Source organism: Burkholderia sp. WSM2232 (assembly GCF_000472545.1).
GTDB lineage: Bacteria > Pseudomonadota > Gammaproteobacteria > Burkholderiales > Burkholderiaceae > Paraburkholderia.
Window position 1 is genome coordinate 283512 of sequence record NZ_AWZV01000004.1, and the last position, 18151, is coordinate 301662.

An 18151-nucleotide genomic window follows, 5' to 3' on the forward strand; every position below is an offset into this window, starting at 1 on the left:
GCCAGGCCGACACTCCGGCGATAACCGCCGAAGCTCGCGCATCACGCATCCAAGCATCAAGCATCAAGCAGCGCTGCCGTCACATCATGCGCGAGTCGCGCGTTTCGCGCATGCACAGCACGCCGACCATGCTGACCGCCGCCGCAATCGACACATATGCGCCGACCCACGGCAACCCGCCGCGCGCAGCCAGCATTTGCGCGATATACGGTGCAACGGACGCCCCCAGAATCCCGCCGAGGTTGTACGACACGCCCGCGCCGGTATAACGCACATTGGTGGGGAAGAGCTCGGGCAGCAGCGCGCCCATTGGCGCGAAGGTCACGCCCATCAGGAACAGCTCGATCACGAGGAAAAGCAGCACGAGCGGCGTCTGCCCGCTGCCGAGGAGCGGCGCCATCGTGAAGCCGGACAGCACCGCCGCGACGATGCCCACGATCAGCACCGGCTTGCGGCCATAACGGTCGCTTGCCCATGCCGAGAGCGGCGTAGCGAGCGCCATGAACACCACGGCGATGCAGAGGAGCCCGAGGAACGTTTGCCGCGGAATATGCAGCACCGAGACGCCGTACGAGAGCGAGAACGTCGTCGCGTTGTAGAACAGCGTGTAGCAGACCACCATCGCGAGTGCGCCAAGCAGCGTGGGCAGCCAGTGCTGCGACAGCAGCGTCGCGATGGGCACCTTGACACGCTCCTGCCGTTCGATAGCGGCCTGGAATGCCGGCGTCTCCGCAATCTTCAGGCGCACGTACAGGCCCAGCGCCACCAGTACCGCGCTGACGAGGAACGGTACGCGCCAGCCCCAGCTACGGAACTGTTCGTCGGTGAGCGACATGGCGAGCGCGAAGAACAGTCCGTTGGACGCGAGAAAGCCGATGGACGGTCCCAGTTGCGGGAACATGCCGAACCAGCCACGCTTGCCGGCCGGCGCGTTTTCGGTGGCGAGCAGTGCCGCGCCGCCCCATTCCCCGCCGAGCCCGATGCCCTGGCCAAAGCGCAGAATGCACAGCAGTATCGGCGCAAGGCTGCCGATCGAGTCGTAGCCAGGCACGAAGCCGATTAGCGTGGTCGAAATGCCCATTACGAGCAGCGACGCGACCAGTGTCGACTTGCGGCCAATGCGGTCGCCGAAATGGCCGAACAGGAACGAGCCAATGGGCCGCGCGACAAAGGCAATGCCGAACGTGACGAAAGCCGATAAGGCCTGAGCCGTTGCCGACCCATGCGGAAAAAACACCGGACCGATGACGAGCGCCGCGGCGGTCGCATAGACGTAGAAGTCGTAGAACTCGATCGCGGTGCCGATGAAGCTCGCGAAAATGATCCGTCCGCTATGGGTTTGCCCGGCCGCATTGGGCCCGGCCGCGGAAATCGGCGATGTGGACATGCAGGGTCTCCATATGTGTTGTGACGCCGGTTGGCCGTCGCCAATACCTGCGATGGCCGCGCTCGCCCGGCGGCAGCCTTCTTGTCCGCAGTGCGGTCAGTCGGGCGGCGCGCGAGGCGGCGAGCTGAATCGGCATCTTTGTTGAGGTTCGCGCGCTTGTGCGGACCACGCGCCGAGGTTGCGCCGAGCCAGAACTCGCAACGCACAACCATACAACGCATTGCACAAGGGCGCTTGCGCGGCACGCACGGATGACGCGGTGCCGTGACAGGCTGCTGCGGGCACGCCTGCGGATGAGCAGGCTGCCTGAGCGGTGCCGGAAGGCTCCGGCGGGGAATCGGAAAATTATAGCGAGCGTGACGCTCGCGCAGCAAGGCGCGCGGCCGAGGAGCGGGGTGTTTGGCCGCGCCGCTTGCAGCTGATAGGTTCAGTCGGCCCGTTGAACGGCTCCGTTGGCCCGCTCACCTGGCCGGCGCGGTTGACCCCGGCAGCTAACCATCATAGTTGACCGGCCCAGTTGCCCACTCAGTTTGCCCGACTCAGCCTGACGCACTCAGTGTGCCCCCCTCGGCCTGACCCACTCACGCAGCCGGTTCGGCCGACGCGCCCCGTCTAGTCAATAGTCAGCGCTTGCGGCGACGCAAGTTCGCGCAACTGGAACTTGCCGTCGTCGTTGAACAGCCAGTCTTCGAAGAGTTCGAGCTGGCCGCGGCCGTTCAGCAACTTGCCGGGCGGCAAGGGCAACGGCGACGCCCGTCGCAGGCTGGCGAGCGCGGTGCCTTCCGCTTCGTCGTCGCCATTCGTGCGATACACCGACGACTGCACCACGTGCCCGTTGCGATCCACGGTGAAGGACACCACGACGAGCGAGCGCAGCATCGCCTGCGGCGTGCCGCGCAGCACATAAGACGGACTGCGCTCGACGATGCGCCGCGCAACGGCTTCACGGTATTGATCCAGCGTGACGCTGTTGACCGCCGCAGGCGGCGTGGCCACCGTCGCGCGTGGCGGCGGCGTGATCGTGCAGCCGGCGACGGTGAGCGCGAGCAAGACGGTCAATGCCGTGCCGCGCAACAAGGCTGACCATGCGCAGCCGCGGCGCGCGCTGGATTGGGTCAGAGCAGGAAGAGAGCGCGTGCGGGTAAGCATGATGAACCACGAAAAAGGGCGGAACCTGTCTTGATGGTAGTCAAAAACCGCGCGGTTTCAATCCGCGTTCGCCCCTGTATCAGCGGGCATGCGCCCAACAAAAAAGGCGAACCCGTCAACGAGTTCGCCTTCGTGATTTGCCATGCTTCAGCGCCGTGGCGACGGCGCGCCCGCAGGTCAGTTCAACGCTTGCCGTGCGGCCTTGACCGCTGCGAGTACCTGCTCGGGCGCGGTGCCGCCCGGATGATTGCGGCTTGCCACCGAGCCTTCGAGCGTCAGATACGAGAACACGTCTTCGCCGATCAGATGCGCGACGTTCGGCAACTCGGCGCGCATTTCGTCGAGGGTGAGATCGGCGAGATCGCAACCGCGATCCGCGCAGATGCGCACGGCGAGCGCGACTGCTTCGTGCGCGTCGCGAAACGGCAGGCCGCGCTTGACCAGATAGTCGGCCAGATCGGTCGCCGTGGAAAAGCCCTGCAATGCGGCGTCGCGCATGGCTTGCGGCTTCACCGAAATGCCCGCCACCATTTCAGCGAAGATGCGCAGCGTATCGGCCACGGTATCGACCGTGTCGAACAGCGGCTCCTTGTCTTCCTGATTGTCCTTGTTGTACGCGAGCGGTTGACCCTTCATCAGCGTGAGCAGCGCCATCAGGTGCCCGTTTACGCGGCCGGTCTTGCCGCGCGCGAGTTCGGGCACGTCCGGGTTCTTCTTCTGCGGCATGATCGACGAGCCCGTGCAGAAGCGGTCGGCGAGATCGATAAAGCCGACGCGCGGGCTCATCCACAGCACGAGTTCTTCGGAGAAGCGCGAGATGTGCGTCATGACCAATGCGGACGCGGCCGTGAATTCGATCGCGAAGTCGCGGTCGGAAACGGCGTCCAGCGAATTGGCGCAGATGCCGTCGAAGCCGAGCGTCTTCGCCACGGCATGCCGGTCGATCGGATAGCTCGTGCCGGCGAGCGCAGCGGCGCCGAGCGGCAGGCGGTTCACGCGCTTGCGGCAATCCGCCATGCGCTCGGCGTCGCGCGAAAACATTTCGACGTAGGCGAGCAGGTGATGGCCGAACGTGACCGGCTGCGCGACCTGCAGATGCGTGAAGCCCGGCATGATGGTCGACGCGTTCTTCTCCGCCATGTCGAGCAGGGCGGTGCGCAATTGCTTCAGCAATCCGCCGATACGGTCGATCTCGCCGCGCAGCCACAAGCGGATATCGGTCGCGACCTGATCGTTACGCGAGCGGCCCGTGTGCAGACGCTTGCCCGCGTCGCCGATCAGCGCGGTCAGGCGCGCCTCGATGTTCAGGTGCACGTCTTCCAGATCGAGTTGCCACTCGAATTCGCCGCGCTCGATTTCGCCCTTGATCTGCGCCATGCCGCGTTGGATCGCGGCGAGGTCGTCGGCGGCGATGATCTTCTGTGCGGCCAGCATCGAGGCGTGCGCGAGCGACCCTTCAATGTCGACGAGTGCCAGACGCTTGTCGAAGAAAACCGACGACGTATAGCGTTTGACGAGCTCCGACATCGGCTCCGAGAAGCGAGCCGACCAGGCTTCGCCTTTTTTGTGCAGTTGGGACGTCATGGTGTTGGGCAATTGAGCAGCGGTTAAAGGGCAGTGGAGCGGGCGGTGAAGCGGCTGACGGCGCGAAGGCAACGACACGGCTGCCTACGCCGCGCAAGCGAGAAAGAACGCGATTTTAACACCGGCGAAAGGCCGCCCCGGCGACTGAGAGGCTCGGCGCGCGCGACGCCGCGTGAGTGGTGCGAACCGGAGCAGCCGAGCGCGCTGGCTTGGCGGGCGCCGGTTGCTGAGTCGCCGGCAGTCGGTGGGGGCTCGCGCCGGTCGACAGCGGAAAGCCCGCACCCGGGCGCCTATTCGCGCACCAGCACGACGAGTTTCAGATCTTCGCGATGCGCGGGCTTGAAGGTGATCTGATCGTAGACGAGCCGGCCATCGCGCGGATGGTTGAACTCGCGCCGTCCGCCTTCGCGGCCGCCCACGTCCTGCGAAGCCCAGAAGCGCGCGAACGCGTCGCTCGCCGCGCTCAAGGAATCGATCAGCGCACGCGTGGGCGCGTCGTTCAAATGACGGATGGAATCCGCACGGAACTCGGCGGCAAGCCGCCGCGCGCGCGTTTCCCAGTCGACGATCAGCTCGCGCGCCGCCGGCTCCGTGAACGTATAGCGCAGCAGATTGCGGTCGTGCGTGCCGTCCAGCCAGCCGACGAACAGCCCGGCCGCGCGCTCGTTCCACGCGAGCGCGTTCCATTGACGGTCGAGCACGTAGGCCGGCGTGTTCACGAGCTGCACCGTTTCGAGCAGCGTGGCGGGGGCGTCGGCGGCGGCCGGGTCGGGTTCGGCCGGATCGCGCTGCGCCGCCAGCTCGAACAGATACGCGCGTTCGGCGCGCGACAGCTGCAACGCGACGGCAATGCGCGCGAGCGCGTCCGCGGAAGCGGAAACCGGGCGCCCTTGCTCGATCCACGTGTACCACGTCGGACTTACCCCGCACAGCTGAGCGACTTCCTCGCGGCGCAGGCCGGGCGTGCGGCGGCGCGGGCCCGGCGGCAGGCCGAGCGCTTGCGGCGACAGCCGTTCGCGATGCGCGCGGATAAAGTCGCCGAGCGCGCGGGCCGGAGTGGCCTCGAGCGGCGGCGGGTGATCGGCGGAAGCGGGCGAGCTGGTTCGCGGGGTCATTCGATTCTTGCAGCGCGTGAAGAGAGTGGTGAAGAGGGTGGTTTAGATACCAGAATAATTGCTTAACTTGTACTGGTACCAAGCGGGCTCTATTGTAGCGGCGTAGCGGCATGAACGGCAGGCCGCGCTGCCAGGCGTTACACGCGGACCCACACGATACTTGTCCCCACGCAGAAAACCGGAGTTACTCATGAAGCATCACGATCAGGTCGCCGACGCCTTTGGCTCGACCGCCGCCGCCTATTTGACGAGTCCAACCCATGCAAGCGGCGCCGATCTGCGCACGCTGGCCGAAGCGGTTGCCGCGACGCCGGGCGCAACGGTGCTGGACATGGGCTGCGGCGCGGGCCACGCGAGCTTCGCCGTGGCGCCGCACGCAAAAGAGGTGGTCGCGTACGACATCGCTGCACCGATGCTTGCCACTGTCGAAGGGGCGGCCAAGGAGCGCGCCCTCGCCAACATTCGCACCCAGCAGGGCGCCGCTGAAAGCCTCCCGTTCGACGATCACACCTTCGACTGGGTGATCAGCCGCATGAGCGCGCACCACTGGCACGACGTCGCGCCCGCGCTGGCCGAAGTGCGGCGCGTGCTGAAGCCGCGCGGCAGAGTGTTGTTCATCGACATTGCGGGCATCGACCATCCGCTGCTCGACACGCATATTCAGGCCGTCGAGCTGTTGCGCGACGGCTCGCACATTCGCGATTACCGTGCCGACGAATGGCTCGCGATGTTCGAAGCCGCGGGCTTCAAGGCGTCGATTCGCGAGCGTTGGCGTATCGACATCGAGTTCGGCTCGTGGGTCGCTCGCATGCGCACGCCCGAGCCGCGCGTGGTCGCGATCCAATCGCTGTGGCGCGGCGCGCCGGATGAAGTGCGGCAGTATTTCGACGTGCAGGAAGATGGCTCGTTCAAGCTGGATGCGTTGATGATCGACGCGAGTTGAGCGCTGCTAGTTGAGCGACATGAGTTGGGCGACAGGAGTTGGGCGACATGAGGCGAGCGATATGAGGCGAGCGATATGAGGCGAGCGCAGAGCTGAGCGACGTGCGCTGCGAATGCAATTGCTGCGTCGATTGCCAGCATCGCTCGCAATGCAACCGCACGCGACAAAAACAAAAGCCGGCCGTGGCAACGTGTCCACGTCCGGCTTCATTGATTCAGAGCGCAGCGGCGCCCGCAAGATACGCCGCCGCCGGTTTCGCAGGCGTTAGCCCGTATTGCGCAAGCCCGCCGCAATCCCGTTGATGGTCAAATGAATCCCGCGCCGCACGCGCGCGTTGGTATCGCCCGCGCGGTGACGTTTGAGCAGTTCCACTTGCAGGTGATTGAGCGGGTCGAGATACGGAAAACGGTTCTTGATGGAACGCGCGAGCAGCGGATTTTCCGCGAGCCGCTCGCTCTTGCCGCTGATCTCCGACAACACCTTCGAAGTGCGCTCCCATTCCGCGACGATCCGCTCGAACACATGCTTGCGCAGCTTCTTGTCGGAGACGAGTGCCGCATAGCGCGAGGCCACCGCAAGGTCGGTTTTCGCGAGCACCATGTCCATGTTCGAGAGCAGCGTCGAAAAGAACGGCCAGCTCTTGTGCATCTTCCTGAGCAGTGCAAGGCGGCGTGCGCGTTCGGCGTCGCCAGGCGCGCCGTCGAGATACGCGCCGACCGCGCTGCCGAAGCCGTACCATCCGGTCAGCAGCAGGCGGCACTGGCCCCACGAGAAGCCCCAGGGAATCGCTCGCAGGTCTTCTATCTTGCGCTGCTTCGGGTCCTGCAATTTGCGTGACGCCGGACGGCTGCCAATGTTGAGCTCCGCGATCTCCGAGATCGGCGTCGACTCGAAGAAATACTCTTTGAAACCGGGTGTTTCGTACACGAGCGCGCGGTACGAGGCCATCGCCGCGTCGGACAACTGCTGCATTGTTTCTTCGAATGCGGGCAGCTCGGCGGGCGCATTGCCATGCGGCAGCAGCGACGCTTCGAGCGTCGCCGCCACCACCGTTTCCAGATTGCGCCGGCCGATGTCCGGATTGCCGAACTTGCTTGCGATCACCTCGCCTTGCTCGGTGAGGCGGATCTGGCCGTCGACGGTGCCAGGCGGCTGCGACAGAATCGCCTGATAGGTCGGGCCGCCGCCACGGCCGACGGTGCCGCCGCGTCCGTGGAATAGGCGCAGCGTAATGCCGCGCTCGTTGAAGAGCGAGACGAGCGCGAGTTCGGCGCGATACAGCTCCCAGTTCGACGTAAGGAAGCCACCGTCCTTGTTGCTGTCCGAATAGCCGAGCATCACTTCCTGCTCGTTGCCCTGATGCTCGATAATCGAATCGGCGCCCGGCAGCGCAAGCAGATCGCGCATGATGTGCGGCGCGTTGCGCAGATCAGGGATCGTCTCGAAGAGCGGAATCACCATCAGCGCCGCCTTGGCCGGATCGTCCGGATTGCCGAGTTGTCCTTGCAGCAGCCCGGTCTCTTTTTGCAGCAGCATCACTTCCACCAGATCGCTGACCGTTTCCGTGTGCGAAATGATGTAGTTGCGCACCGCGCGCGCGCCGAATTTCTCGCGCGTGACGCGAGCCTGCTCGAGCACGCCAAGCTCGCTTTTCACGAGATCCGAGTACTCGGCATAGGGCAGACGCAACGGGCGCGGCTGTGCGAGTTCCGCGAGCAGCACCGCGAGCTTCCCGCTTTCGGCGAGCGCCGCGTAGTCGTCGTGCACGCCCGCGCGCTCGAGCAGTTCCGCGATCACCGCTTCGTGAATGTCCGAACTCTGGCGCAAGTCGATGCTCGCCAGATGGAAGCCGAACACTTCGGCTGCGCGCGCGAGCGGTGCGAGACGCGGCGCGGCAAGCGGCGCACCGTGGTGCGCGGCGAGCGAATCGATCAGCACGTGCAGGTCACGCACGAACTCCGAGGCGTCGTCATAGGGCGTTGCGCGGATCGGCGCTGCGCCGCGGCCGGCGCTGCGCAGCGGCACGCTGCCTTCGCCGAGGCGCACGCGCGCGCTTGCCGCGAGCCGCGTGTACATGCCGATGAGCGCGCGCCGGTACGGCTCGTCCGTGCGATGCGGCGAGCGGTCCGGCGAAATGTCGGCGAGCGCTTTCAGTTCGTCGCTTGCGCCCGCGAGCAGATTCGACACGGACAACTCTGCGCCCAGCTTGTGCACCTGCTCCAGATAGTGCTCGAAGATCACCTCGGCCTGGCGCGCAATGGCGTGCTCGAGCGTTTCGGCGGTGACGTTCGGATTGCCGTCGCGGTCGCCGCCGATCCAGCTGCCCATCTGGAAGAAGGGCGGCAGGCGTGCTTCGAGGCCGTGCTCTTTCAGCGCTTCTTCGATATCGGCGTAGAGCGCGGGGATTTCCTCGAGGAAAGTTGCGCGGTAGTACGACAGTGCGTTCTCGATTTCGTCGGCCACGGTCAGGCGCGAATCGCGCAGCATGCGCGTTTGCCAGAGCGATGTGACGCGTGCGCGCAACATGGTTTCGTTGTGCGTACGTTCGCGCTCGGTCAACTGCTGGTCGCGCTCGGCGAGCAGGCGCGCGACGTCGTGCTCGGCGTCGAGAATGCTCTTGCGCTGCACTTCGGTGGGGTGTGCCGTCAGCACGGGCACGATCAGCGCGTCGTTGAAGAACTGTTGCAGCACCGGCGTCGCGGCGGCGCCCGCTTCGACCAGTCTCTCCAGCGCATAGGCAATGCTGCCCGGCTGCGCGGCCGAGCCTGCCAGCGCGTGAATGCGGTGACGGCGATTGCGGTGACGGTCTTCCGCGATATTGGCGAGATGCGAGAAGTAGCTGAACGCGCGCACCACGCTCACCGTTTGTTCGGGGCTCAGCGAGCGCAGCTTTTTGTCGAGCGTCTGCGCGGCGGCGTTGTCGTCCTCGCGGCGAAAGCGCACGGCTGTCTGCCGGATCGTTTCGACGACGTCGAACACTTCGTCGCCTTCCTGTTCGCGCAGCACGTCGCCAAGCAGCCGTCCAAGATAGCGGATGTCCTGGAAGAGCGGATGGTCCTTGTCGTCGCGCGTGCGGCCGTTGGTTTTCGGCGCGGCCACCGGCGTGTCGGCGGATACGGCTTGCAGGGCCGGCGTGGGCCGGGCGGCCTCGCCTTTCGTCTTCCTGGCGGAAGGGACGGCCTCGCCGGACTTGCCCGGCTTCGGCATCTTCACGGCTTTGTCCGCTTTATCCGCTTTGAGCGCTTTTCCTGCTTTATCGGCTTTGTCAGCTTTACCCGCTTTGACGGCCACGGAGGTTTTGCCGGCCTTGCCGGCTTTCAGGGCCTTGGTGGCAGTAGCGGCGTTGCTGGCTTTTTCGGTCTTGGCGGCTTTCGCGGCCGTGGTGGCCTTCGCGGCTGTGGCGGCCTTCGCGTTCGACATCGCGCGTTTGGACTTGGCCGCCGGGGCGGCGTCGGCGGTGATCGTTGCGGAAGCCGGGAGCTCGCCGGCGTCGGCAGTGGAAGCGTTGGGCGATGCAGTGTTGCGGCGGGCGGAGCGCGCCGATCCAGAAGACGTCACGATGGGTTTCCTCAGGGAAGCCAGGGTCTGTTAAGTGATGAACTGCTACTGCGGAACTCGAAACTGCACTGAACTGCCACGTGAACTGCATGAAGCGGTATGCACCGATGACGATACGTCGGAGAGGAGGGCCGCGCTCGCACGAACTCTGCATACGGCGCATGGTGCGCCGCATTGAATCATCGCGCATGCAGCGGCGCGATGCGCGAACGATCGTGCGCGAAGAGGCTGCGGCAAGACAGCCGCGAGACCTCGTGGGACGGCCGCGCATGGCGCGAAGCCCGTCTCCTCCGTCGTTACCGCGTCGGCACGGTGCCCCGCTGCACCGCGATTCGAGCCTTGCTCCGCAAGGGGCGGCAGGGGGCGAACCGAGGGGAGAACGCAAGGGCGCGTGCTAACATTCCTTGTTATTTGATCCCGTCATTCAATCGACAAGCTAATGAACACCGAGACGTTTGCCGCGCCACCCCACACGCTTGTGATTGCTTCGCGAGAGAGCCGCCTTGCCATGTGGCAGGCGGAGCATGTGCAATGTGCGCTGCACAAATTATATCCATCTTGCGACGTAAAAATCCTCGGAATGACGACACGCGGCGATCAGATTCTCGACCGTACGCTGTCGAAGGTGGGGGGCAAGGGTCTCTTCGTCAAGGAACTGGAAGCCGCGCTCGCCGACGGCCGCGCCGATCTGGCCGTGCATTCGCTCAAGGACGTGCCGATGGAATTGCCCGCGGGCTTCGCGCTGTCCACCATCATGGAGCGCGAAGACCCGCGCGACGCGCTGGTATCGAACGATTACGAGTCGCTCGCCGCGCTGCCGGCGGGCGCGGTGGTGGGCACCTCGAGCCTGCGCCGCGAAGCGATGCTGTGCATGCGCTATCCGCATCTCGAAGTGCGTCCGCTGCGCGGCAATCTGGACACGCGCCTCGCCAAGCTCGACCGCGGCGATTACGCCGCGATCATTCTCGCGGCAGCAGGTTTGAAGCGCCTAGGTCTTGGCGACAGGATTCGCGCGCTGCTCGATCCGCAAGACAGCTTGCCCGCTGCAGGGCAGGGCGCGCTCGGCATTGAAATTCGCGCCGATCGGGCCGATCTCGCGGCGTGGCTCGCGCCGCTGCATCACGAGCATACGGCGGCAGCCGTCGAGGCGGAGCGCATGGTGTCGCGCGCGCTCGGCGGCAGTTGCGAAGTGCCGCTCGCTGCGTATGCAGAGTGGCATGACGGCGCGTTGCACCTGCGCGGCGTCGTGGCCACGCCCGATGGCCGGCGCGTGCTGAGCGCGCAGGCCTCGGCGCCCGCACCGACCGTGGAGCGCGCCGTGGCGTTGGGCCGCGAAGTGGCGAGCGCGCTCGAACAGCAAGGCGCGATGGAGATTGTCCGCGCGCTGAGTACGGCAAGCGGGCCGGCGGCGCGCGTGCAGGAGGGCGCCGGTACGGACTTCGAGAAGGGCGCGGATCAAGGCGCAGGCAAGGGCGCGGACCAAGGCGCGGGTGAAGGCACGAACCAGGGCGCAGGCAAAGGCGCAGCCCAGGGCCCGGACAACAGCGCCGACAACGGCCCGGCCAACCGCCCGGTGTCCGGCGACTGATGGCGGCCGACACTCCACGCAACGCCTCATCGTCGAGCGCCGGTCAGGCGGCGTTCACGGTCGTCATTACGCGACCGGCCGGTCAGTCGAGTGAGTTGATCGCACGGCTTGCCGCAGCCGGCGTCGCCACACTCGATTTTCCGCTCATCGACATAGCCCCGGTTGCGGACGACGCGCCGCTGCGCGCCGCGCTCGGTTCGCTGGAGCGTTATGCGCTCGTCGTATTCGTATCGCCCAACGCGATAGACCACGCGTTCGCGAAAAGCGGCGCGATCTGGCCGCATGCGTTGCCGCTCGGCGTGGTCGGGCCGGGCAGTGTGCGTGCGCTCGCGCGTCATGGCGTGAGTGCGCCGGGGCACCAGGTCATCAGCCCGGCAGCGGGCGTGGATGACGAGAACGGCCGCTTCGATTCCGAGGGCCTGTACGCCGCGATCGAGGCCGCGCTCGGCGAGACGGGCCTGGAAGGCAAGCGTGTGCTGATCGTGCGCGGCGACGGCGGTCGCGAGTGGCTTGCGGATCGTCTGCGCGAAGCGGGGGCGCAGGTCGAGACGGTCGCCGCTTACCGGCGCCTCGTGCCCGAACCGTCTATCGCGGCCTGGGCGCGCGTTCATCAACTGCTGGCGGGCGAGGCGCATGCATGGCTGCTCACCAGTTCCGAGGGTGTGCGCAATCTGCACGAACTCGCGCAGGAACATCTCACCGCCGACGAAATCGCGCAGCTCAAGCGCGCGCTGCTCGTCACGCCGCATCCCCGTATCGCGCAGACCGCGCGGGCATTGGGTTTTGATAGCATTACGGTGTCCGGCGCGGGCGACGAGCGCATCGCCCAAGCCCTGCTCGCCGCCCTGCCGACCGTAGTTCAACCGGTATCGTCCAATCCGGCTCATTCACCGGCTCAATCACGCATGACTGAAACGAACGCATCCACGAACGCTTCACCCCAGCCGGCCGCGACCGCCAGCTTGCCGCCGAACCAACCCTTCACGCCCTACGAAGCGCAGAAGCGCCGCAGCGCGAGCGGACCGCTGCTGTGGTTTGTCGTCGTGGTTCTGGCTTGCGCCGCGGGTGTGGGCGGCTATGCGCTCAATCGCAAACTCGAGCGCACCGAACAGCAGATTGCGCAGCGCCAGCAGGCGAACGACACGCAAACCAACGAGTTGCGCATCAAGACCGAGCAGGCACTCGCCACGGTGCGTCAGTCCGACTCGCAGGTCGCGCAACTGGAGGGCAAGCTCGCCGATGCACAGGCCGCGCAGCAGGCGCTGCAACAGCAATATGCCGATCTCGCGCGCAATCGCGACGACTGGACACTCGCCGAGGTCGGGCAGATGCTTTCGGCCGCGAGCCAGCAATTGCAATTGACCGGCAACACACAGCTTGCGCTCTTCGCGCTGCAAAGCGCCGACACGCGGCTCGCGGCGTCCGACAGCACGCAGGCGGTCGCGGTGCGCAAGGCCATCGCGCAGGACATCGACAAGCTGAAGGCGGCGCCTTCCACCGACCTCACCGGCCTCGCCATCAAGCTCGACAACGCGGTCGATCAGGTGGACAGCCTGCCGCTTTCGGGCGAAGCGCCCATTGCGCATGCCACGCCGCGTGCGGCCACCTGGGCCGACACGGCGAAGGTCGCGGCGGCCACCGGCGAGCCGCGCTGGAAAGTGTGGTGGCGCGAAGTGACGAGCGGCATTGGCCAGCAGTTGACGAGCCTCGTGCAGGTGCGCCGCATCGACCACGCCGACGCGATGATGGTCGCGCCCGACCAGGGCTATTTCGTGCGTGAGAACGTGAAGCTGCGTCTGTTGTCCGCGCGGCTCGCGCTGCTGTCGCGCAACGAGACCACGCTTAAATCCGACCTGCAGGCAGCGCAGAACGCGCTGACGCGTTATTTCGATGCATCGTCGAAGAAAACGCAGAACGTGGTCGATCTCGTCAAGCAGGTCGAAGCCGGTTCAGCCGCAGTGGAGTTGCCGAATCTGAACACCAGTCTGCAAGCGGTCAATCAATACCGGAGCCGAGGTTAATCATGGCGATCCGGGGACTTCTATGGCTCGCGTTGCTCTTTGCCATCGCGGTGGTGCTCGCGGTGGTGGGGCGCTTCGACATGGGACAGGTGCTGCTGGTGTATCCGCCGTACCGCGTCGACATGTCGTTGAATCTGTTCGTGGTCGGGCTGGTGGTGCTGTTCATTCTGCTCTACGCGCTCTTGCGCATCGTGCGCAATATCTGGAGGATGCCGCAGCGCGTGGCTGCGTACCGCGCCCGTGCGCGGGTGGCCAAGGCGCATGCGGCGCTGCGTGATGCGATCGGCAACCTGTACGCCGGGCGCTTTTCCCGTGCGGAAAAGGCCGCCAAAGATGCGCTTGCGAACGGCGACAACAAGGGCGCGGCTGGGTTGATCGCTGCAACGGCGGCGCATCGCATGCATGAATATGGGCGGCGCGACGAATGGCTCGCTCAGATCGACGAAGCCGACTGGCAGGACGCACGCCTGATGGCCACCGCCGACATGCGCGCCGACGGCCGCGACGCGGACGGCGCGCTGACCGCGCTCAAGGAAATGCAATCGCAGGGCGGCCGGCGTATTCACGCGCAACAAATCATGTTGCGCGCGCAACAGCAATTGAAGAACTGGGGCGAAGTGCTCAAGCTCGTCAAGACGCTGGAAAAGCGTGAGGCGATTCATCCGGCTGTCGCTGTGCGTTTGCGTCAACTGGCTGCGGAGAACCTGTTGCGCGATCGTCGGCATAACGCCGATGCGCTGCTCGAACTATGGAACTCGTTGACGCCCACGGAGCGCCATTCGCCGCGTCTCGCCGATCTGGCTGCGGAACTGCTGGTCGCGCTCAATCGTCCCCACGAGGCGCGCAAGATTGTCGAGGACGCGCTCGCGCAGAACTGGGACGCGCGTTTGCTGCGCCGTTATCCGGACACCGCGGGCGGCGACGCGTTGCCGCTGATCCAGAAGGCCGAGGCATGGCAGAAGGATCGTCCGGACGATGCAGACCTGTTGTTTGCGTTGGGGCGGCTTTGCCTGCACCAGCAGTTGTGGGGCAAGGCGCAGTCGTTCCTCGAACGCGCGTTGAAGCTGGCCGACAACGAGACGTTGAAGATCCGCTCGCATCGCGCGTTGGCTCGTCTGCACGAGCAGTTAGGCGATACCGAGAAGGCGAGCCTGCATTATCGCGAGAGTGCGTTGGCGATGAACATCGTGTGAGGCTGGTTTTTGCCTGATGCGCGTTTGCTGAAGCGCACGCGATTTCGGATGTGATGACGGATGGCCGCAGCGAGTGTTGCGGCCATTTTGTTTTGACGATGCGCTGACGAGTAGAACGAGCGGCAGACTGGCGAACTGCATTCTTCGAGTCGCTACTCGCGCACACCTCATCATGACGTGTGCATGTTCCGAAGTTCGCCGGGCCGGCGTCATTCGCGAGGCTCACGAGGCGCGGCGAGCGTTCTGATCCGCTCGGCTATTTCGTCGTCGAGCGGGTTGTAGACGATCATGCTCAGGTCCGGTCGGCCATCGACGGAAAATGCCGAGTATTCGAGCTCGATAGCCCCCAGCTCGGGATGCCGCAGGCGCTTGACGTTGTCTCCGTCGCCGTGCCCAACCACCTCGTTGTCTCGCCACAGCGCTTCGAACTCGGGGCTTACGCGGCACAGTTCGTCCACGAGTTCGCCCACTTCGGATGCAAGGCCCGCGCGAGCCACGTCCGCTCTGAACCCGCCCACGACGAAGCGGGCGACGCTTTCCCAGTCGTGCTGCTTCGCACGGGCCGCCGGATCGCGAAACAGAAAGTACAGGATGTTGCGCTGACTGAGTGGCAGCGCGCCGTAGTCGGTCAGCACGACAGCAGCAGCGCGATTCCAGGCAACGATGTCCCAGGTGGCGGTTCTGATCAGCGCCGGGCTCGCGTCGAGCAGATCGAGCAGCCGCTGCAACCGGGGGCTCACGCTTTTCACGGACTTATAGCGGACCTCGGGCGGCCGCCCGAGACCAAGCATGAAGAGATGCTCGCGCTCTGCATCTGTGAGCAGCAAGGCGCTGGCGACCCGGTCCAGCACTTGCGCCGAGGGCGCGCCACCGCGCCCCTGTTCGAGCCACGTGTACCAGGTCGGGCTGATATTCGCGCGCTGAGCGACCTCTTCGCGGCGCAGCCCTGGGGTTCGTCTGCGTCCGGAAAATCCGAAGCTGGCTGGATCGAGGCGGATGCGGCGGCTTTTGAGGAAATCTCCGAGTGACCTCGCTGTGTTCACTGGCATGATGACCCTGTTAGTCGCTTTACTATGATGAGATCACTACTTTAACGGGATACGCGAAGCCCGGATAGTGAGCGGGGTGACAACCAAGGAGCTCACTATGCGTATTTTTCTGACCGGGGCGACCGGCTTCATCGGCTCGGCTCTCGTTCCCGAACTCATCAACGCCGGTCACGAGGTGATCGGCATGACCCGTTCCGACGCGGGAGCGCAAGCACTTATCGCGGCGGGCGCGCAGGTGCATCGCGGCACGCTGGAAGACCCCGAGAGTTTGCGCGACGGCGCGATGAAGGCGGAGGGGGTCATTCACACGGCCTTCGACCATGATTTCTCCCGCTTCGTCGAAAATTGCGAAAAGGACAAGCGCGCGATCGCAGCGCTGGGTTCCGCACTCGCTGGGTCGGATCGTCCGCTTGTCATCACTTCAGGAACCGGTGTGGGCAGCGGGGCGCATGGCGAACCGGCGAGCGAAGATGTCTTCAACGCGAGCCATCCCAATCCGCGCATTGCCTCCGAACTGGCGGGCAATGCCCTGCTCGCAGAGGGCGTCAACGTGTCGGTGGTGCGATTGCCGCAGGTCCACGACGCGTTCAGGCAGGGCCTCATTACGCCGCTCATCGCCATCGCCCGCGAGAAAGGCGTATCCGCCTATGTCGGCGAAGGCCGCAACCGTTGGCCGGCGGGCCACGTTACCGATGTGGTCCGTCTGTACCGGCTCGCCGTGGAGAAGCGCGAGCCGGGGGCGCGTTATCACGCGGTTGGCGAAGAAGGAGTCAGCAGCCGGGAAATAGCCGAGGCGCTCGGTCGAGGTCTGAACTTGCCGGTCGTTTCGATTCCCCCACACGAAGCGGCAGCCCATTTTGGCTGGCTTGCGATGTTTACGGCTCTGGATATGCCGGCCTCCAGCGCCCTGACGCAGTCACGCCTGGGCTGGCATCCAACCGGGCGGACGCTCATCGCCGATCTAGACGAAGCGCGTTACGCTCAGTGAGCGTTGCCGGTCATGTGAGACGGGGGCGCATTTTCGGCTCTGCTCCGGCGCTGCGGTTTCCCTGACGGAACAACACATACCGCAGTTTTGACGACAGCTTGCTGCGCGATCTGCAGCGCAGCAGCGTACGTGACGGCGCAGTCCGGAGAAACAAAAAGCCCTGGGGGCAAAGTGCCGCCAGGGCTTCAGCATCAGCAACCCGCCTCATTTCATTTTCGCCTGACCTCACCGATTAACCATCTTCGCCGGCACGCTGATCGCGAGCAATCCACCCAGCACCATGAACGCTGCCAGCATATACATTCCCGAATCATTCGCCGCGGTCGCCTGCTTCAACCATCCCACGGCATACGGACTCAGGAATCCGGCTAGATTCCCGATCGAATTGATCATCGCGATGCCGGCGGCCGCGCCCGTTCCTGCAAGAATCGCGGTCGGCAAGCTCCAGAACAGCGGCAGCGTAGTGAGAATGCCCATGGTCGCGAGCGTGAGAGAAGCCATCGCAAGCAATGTGTTCTGCGCCCATACCACGGACAGCACGAGCCCGATCGCCCCCGCAAAGGCGGGCAATGCAATATGCCACCGCCGCTCGCGGCTACGGTCGGCACTGCGCGCGACCAGCACCATCGCCACCACCGCAGCCGCGAAGGGAATCGCGGAGAGCAGGCCGATCACCAATGCATCGGTCACGCCGGTCGCCTTGATGATGGTCGGCAGCCAGAAGCTCACGCCGTAGAGGCCCATTACGAACGAGAAGTAGGTGAAACTGAGCATCAACACGCGGCCGCTCGTCAGCACCTGGCGGATCGGCATGTCGTGTTTGGTCGCTTCCTCGGCGCTGACGTGACGCTCCAGCAGTTGCTGTTCTTCTTTGGTGAGCCACTTCGCTTTGGCGATACGATCGTCGAGCGCGAAGAACACGAGTATGCCCACCAGCACCGAAGGCAGCCCTTCCAGCAGAAACAGCCACTGCCAGCCATGCCAGCCGTTCATGCCATTGAACGTCTTGAGGATATAGCCCGACACCGGCCCGCCGATTACGCCCGAAAGCGCAATCGCGGTCATGAACCACGTCGTCATGCGCCCGCGGCGATGCGCCGGATACCAGTACGTGAGATACAGGATGATGCCCGGAAAGAAGCCGGCTTCGGCAACGCCGAGCAGAAAGCGCATCACGTAGAACATGGTGGGCGTGGTGACGAACATGGTCAGCATGGAGATCACGCCCCAAGACACCATGATCCGCGCGATCCACACGCGCGCGCCGACCTTGTGCAGGATCACATTGCTTGGGATTTCGAAGAAAAAGTAACCGACGAAGAAAATGCCGGCGCCGAAGCCGTACACCGCGTCGCTCAGACCCAGATCGCTGGTCATTTGCAGCTTCGCGAAGCCCACGTTCACGCGATCCAGATAGGCGACCACGTAACAGAGCATGAGCAGCGGCGCGAGCCGCCAGTTGACCTTGCGGTAGGTCGCCTCTTCAAAAGTGGAAGGCGGCGCGCCCGCGCCGGGATGGTGGAGCGGATCTGCGGGACTAGCCATGGTGTCTCCTCTCTTCTTGTCGAATTGAAGT

12 protein-coding genes are annotated in these 18151 nt (G+C 65.0%); 5 read left to right on the forward strand and 7 right to left on the reverse strand.

Features of this window, described 5'->3' with window-relative positions:
* Positions 1-79: 79 nt before the first annotated feature.
* From F757_RS0103575 to F757_RS0103590, 4 genes are all read right to left on the reverse strand, one after another.
* The gene (locus tag F757_RS0103575) at positions 80-1387 is read right to left on the reverse strand and encodes an MFS transporter (RefSeq protein WP_027210202.1); all 1308 of its coding nucleotides are present in this window, start codon (positions 1385-1387) and stop codon (positions 80-82) included.
* 612 nt (positions 1388-1999) lie between these two features.
* Positions 2000-2536, reverse strand: coding sequence for a TonB family protein (locus tag F757_RS0103580; protein ID WP_027210203.1), 537 nt, complete (start codon positions 2534-2536; stop codon positions 2000-2002).
* A gap of 177 nt (positions 2537-2713) precedes the next feature.
* On the reverse strand, positions 2714-4120 hold the full coding sequence (gene argH, locus F757_RS0103585) for an argininosuccinate lyase (protein WP_027210204.1): 1407 nt from the start codon (positions 4118-4120) through the stop codon (positions 2714-2716).
* A 290-nt stretch (positions 4121-4410) separates the two neighbouring features.
* Positions 4411-5235 (reverse strand): helix-turn-helix transcriptional regulator, encoded by an 825-nt coding sequence (locus F757_RS0103590; protein WP_027210205.1) that lies wholly within the window; start codon positions 5233-5235, stop codon positions 4411-4413.
* 190 nt (positions 5236-5425) lie between these two features.
* On the opposite strand from F757_RS0103590, the gene F757_RS0103595 reads away from it, so the two are divergent.
* Positions 5426-6178: a class I SAM-dependent methyltransferase gene (locus tag F757_RS0103595; protein WP_027210206.1), complete on the forward strand. Its 753-nt coding sequence runs from the start codon at positions 5426-5428 to the stop codon at positions 6176-6178.
* Between the two features lie 264 nt (positions 6179-6442).
* Here F757_RS0103595 and ppc read toward each other — a convergent pair whose 3' ends face one another.
* Positions 6443-9736: a phosphoenolpyruvate carboxylase gene (gene ppc, locus F757_RS0103600; protein WP_027210207.1), complete on the reverse strand. Its 3294-nt coding sequence runs from the start codon at positions 9734-9736 to the stop codon at positions 6443-6445.
* Positions 9737-10175: 439 nt separating this feature from the next.
* Between ppc and hemC the strand changes: the two genes are divergently transcribed.
* The 3 genes from hemC to F757_RS0103615 are packed head-to-tail and all read left to right on the forward strand — an operon-like array spanning position 10176 to position 14538.
* Complete coding sequence (gene hemC, locus F757_RS0103605; protein ID WP_027210208.1) at positions 10176-11324, forward strand: hydroxymethylbilane synthase; 1149 nt, start codon at positions 10176-10178, stop codon at positions 11322-11324.
* Positions 11324-13345, forward strand: coding sequence for a fused uroporphyrinogen-III synthase HemD/membrane protein HemX (gene hemDX / locus F757_RS0103610; protein ID WP_027210209.1), 2022 nt, complete (start codon positions 11324-11326; stop codon positions 13343-13345). The genes hemC and hemDX overlap by 1 nt, the downstream gene beginning before the upstream one ends.
* Positions 13346-13347: 2 nt before the next feature.
* Entirely contained in the window at positions 13348-14538 is a 1191-nt protein-coding gene (locus tag F757_RS0103615) for a heme biosynthesis protein HemY (RefSeq protein WP_027210210.1), read from the forward strand.
* Positions 14539-14747: 209 nt separating this feature from the next.
* Here F757_RS0103615 and F757_RS0103620 read toward each other — a convergent pair whose 3' ends face one another.
* Entirely contained in the window at positions 14748-15587 is an 840-nt protein-coding gene (locus F757_RS0103620; protein WP_027210211.1) for a helix-turn-helix transcriptional regulator, read from the reverse strand.
* 97 nt (positions 15588-15684) lie between these two features.
* Here F757_RS0103620 and F757_RS0103625 point away from each other — a divergent pair, with 97 nt between their 5' ends.
* Positions 15685-16575: an SDR family oxidoreductase gene (locus F757_RS0103625; RefSeq protein ID WP_027210212.1), complete on the forward strand. Its 891-nt coding sequence runs from the start codon at positions 15685-15687 to the stop codon at positions 16573-16575.
* 225 nt (positions 16576-16800) lie between these two features.
* Here F757_RS0103625 and F757_RS0103630 read toward each other — a convergent pair whose 3' ends face one another.
* Positions 16801-18120, reverse strand: coding sequence for an MFS transporter (locus F757_RS0103630; RefSeq protein ID WP_027210213.1), 1320 nt, complete (start codon positions 18118-18120; stop codon positions 16801-16803).
* Positions 18121-18151 lie beyond the last annotated feature (31 nt).